General features: G+C 57.5%; 2 protein-coding genes and 1 pseudogene. All 3 read right to left on the bottom strand.

The features are described 5' to 3' along the window. Positions 1-524 (bottom strand): annotated as a pseudogene (locus ACNPP0_RS22385) (hypothetical protein); the annotation flags it as partial. Positions 525-604: 80 nt separating this feature from the next. Further along, complete coding sequence (locus ACNPP0_RS22380) at positions 605-1852, bottom strand: T6SS immunity protein Tli4 family protein (RefSeq protein WP_448707046.1); 1248 nt, start codon at positions 1850-1852, stop codon at positions 605-607. Further along, the coding region (locus ACNPP0_RS22375; RefSeq protein ID WP_448707045.1) for an esterase/lipase family protein at positions 1849-3170 on the bottom strand (1322 nt) is incomplete at its 5' end. The genes ACNPP0_RS22375 and ACNPP0_RS22380, both read right to left, overlap by 4 nt.

Here is a 3170-nt window from a genome sequence, read left to right as displayed (position 1 = left end):
GGGGAATTCAGCACATGTTCCAACCACATCAGATAGCGTTCGTAGCTGGTCTGTCCGACTTCGCCCCAACCCCGTTCCCGATATCGCCTCATCAGGGCGGCCTTGCGCTGAGCGGGCAGCAGCTGTTGGTCATCCTGCACCATCCCCCACGGCACGTTGGGTACACCGCCCTCGTCATCCACTTGCACTCGGTCGGGATGCAGAAGGCTCTGCCGTATCCCTGCCTTCTGGCCGACCCATTGGCCCAGCAACGGAGTTGGGATGCCCGCAAAACCATAATCCAGTCGCCACACAGATCTGGTTTTTTCGTCGTCCCGACGCGGCACCGACTTCAAATTACTGCCCATCACCCCGGGAATAAAAATCACCGGCAGGATCAGATCCGGGCCGATACGCAGTTGCACGGGGTCGGTAATGTCGCAGTCGGTCAAAGTCCAGGTGAAGCACTGCTGTCCCCTTGCGTTGTAATGAAACGGTGCCACGCGTTCCTCTGGTGGGCCGGTGGCGGGTTGGTTGTCGGTCACTTTTTTCCTCCATTCGATTTGCCTTTCTTTGAGCGCGGGCCTATACGCGGTCGCCTGAAGAGGCTGACCGCGCAAGAGGATTACCGCGCCGGCACGTCGTCATCAGTGGGCGGGGTCCAGGGCAGGCCGTCTTCATCAGTGCTAAGAAATTCATCCAGTGCCTTCTGGTCGGCAGCGGCTTTTTCCGGATTGCCCTGGTCAAAAGCGGAAGGCGGCTTGGGCGCGACGGCCGCGTGGCGCAGGCGCACCGACGCCACGATCGCGTCCCACAACTTGCCGGCTTCTTTGTCGCTTAAGGTGGCATCCACGCGGGGCGGGGGAGACGGCCGCTTCCAAAGGGGAATCTCGTGCTTATTCGGTACGAAGCGGGGCAGGGACCAACGAACGAGGTCGGGTTGCTCATCCGGAGCGGCCGGCGGGGTAAGGACGCCACCACCGCTCATCCGCATGTGGATAGAAGGCTGAGTGAATGCCCCGTTGTCGCGATAGGTTTCGGCCAGAAATAGAAAAGCGTGGTGATTGGTTTCGGTAAAGCCGAAGGCAAATTGCTCCGCTTGCATGGACGCAAGGGTCAGATGCCCCGCGCGCAAGGTGTTGTAAGACAAGCCGGGCAGCTGCTGTTTCGCGCGTGCTTGAAGGCCCGTCGATGGGCTCGGCTGTAGGGCCGTAATCCGCGTCTCCAAACTGACGTTGGAGCCGTCGATGAAAAACTCGATCAATCCGACCTCTTGATCGTGGTGCTCGCGGATGATGATGGGCCCAAGGCCAAAGCCAGGACCGGCGCCGACTTGGTCGGAGATTTTGGCGATCTTTTTGCCTAGCGCCTGGATGCGAGCCTCTACGGGGGCCATGACGTTCTTGTAGGAGTGGGCTTTGATCAGGACGTAGACGTCGCCGACCAAGAGATGCAGTTCATGGGTGTGGTAGTTTTTCTGCTGTCGGTTTCGAAAAAAGCGCAGCAAAGTGGCTGTCGGGTCTACGTCGATTTTGGAGAGCAGCATTGATCCGCCCGAATCATGCGCAACCTGCTGAATCTGTGAAGATCTATCGTTTATCGCTTCGATGTAGCGACCAGGCGAAACGTCAATACCCAGCACACGAACTTCGACGGTATTGAAATCCGTATCCAGCCCGTAGTACAGCGTGACAAAGCTGCCGGTGCCGTAAAGCCAGTCCGAGGGCAAGTCGATCAGATGGCGCCCGAACATCCAAGTGCGTTTGCTGGAAGAGAATGTGGTCACTGTCGGGTCCTTGTCCTGGAACAGAAAGAAGCTGCTACCTATCAGGCTGGCGATCGCAATCGCGGCGATGGTAATGGTCCTTTTCATGATGGCTTTCTCGCTTGTGCGGCTATTTTTAGAATCCATTGAAGCGTGATCAATTGAACTTGCTCGTTCCGGAACGGACCTTCATGGTCGAACCCGCGCATTTTGAGTTGTTCTTGAACTTGGCCGTGTTCGGCTTGGTCGATGGGTGCGCGACCAGAGCTTGTAGGTACTGTGCCGTCTCCCACGCCGTTCTGCATTTCGCAGTGCAGCTCCCAATCGCTGTACGGCGATTTCTCAGACGCCGAGCTGCCGTCGATGTACTTAACGGAGGGATGACTCATGCCGCTATGGCCGCGTACATAGAGGGGAGTCCTGCCGCCTTGGTGCACGTCCGAATTCCGCGTTTGGAAAAGAGAATCGATGGGCACCGGCGGGATCGTGGAACCCGCTGGCCGCAAGCCCGGACGTATCCTCCATCGGATGGATTCGAAGCTTGCAAAATTGGTATCCGAACCGTAGAAAACGTAAGTCTTGGGGTGGAAATATGTGTTTAATGCGCTGTGGAAATCACGGGCGTTTCCAATAGCATGCTGGTAGTCCTTCCACTCAATCGCCGTCCCACCTTTGGGCGCCAGCCATTCTTCCTTCACTAAGCCCCACCACCGATACCTCTCAAGATAAATCGCGTCATACGGGCATTGATCGAGCGCGGGCATCGCGGACAGGGTGCGAGATTGGTTCTCGCGCAGCAGTTTCAACCATCCCGGTGCGTATCGCGTGGTCGGCAGTAACTGCAACGCTCCGGGCGACTGGGCAAAAACCGCTGTTACTTCCTGACCGTTGCTGCCAATAACCAGCGAGGCACCGAAGCTCTCGTCCCGCATACCGACCTTGCATCGTCGGTAGGCCACCGGGGCTCCGTTTGTCGGCATGACGCCGTGCACGATGCCACAAATGGCGGCTTCCATTCCAGGCAGTTTCGCGCACATGCGGGCTATCAGACCGCCCATCGAATGGGTCACAAGAACCACTTGTTGGCAGCGCTTTCCATACTGCTCGCGGATCGTTTCTATCCTGAGCTTTAGTTTCTGGGCTGACTCCGCGTTCGTCTCCAACCAGTTATATCCAAACGCATGCACCGGCATATTGAATCGAACTCCGGCCAGCAAATCGTCCGTCGTCAAGGGCTTGGTGCCGTCGTCTTCGTCGCCGTTGCGATCCGCCCCGTTCAATCGCGGCATAAACACATCCATGCCGGCTTTAAGCCGTCGATATGCGGCTGTGGGGTCTTCCCAGTGCCTGTCCTCGAGTTCAAGCGCATAGTTCAGGTGGCGAGGAACCGTGGGGGAATTCAGCACATGTTCCAACCACATCAGAT

This window comes from Achromobacter semiaridum (assembly GCF_053543755.1).
This window is presented reverse-complemented; position numbering and strand designations above follow the sequence as displayed.

What these genes read in the sequence shown, in the direction of transcription:
- ACNPP0_RS22380 (WP_448707046.1), bottom strand. Translation starts at nt 1,852, where the DNA reads ATGAAAAGGACCATTACCATCGCCGCGATTGCGATCGCCAGCCTGATA.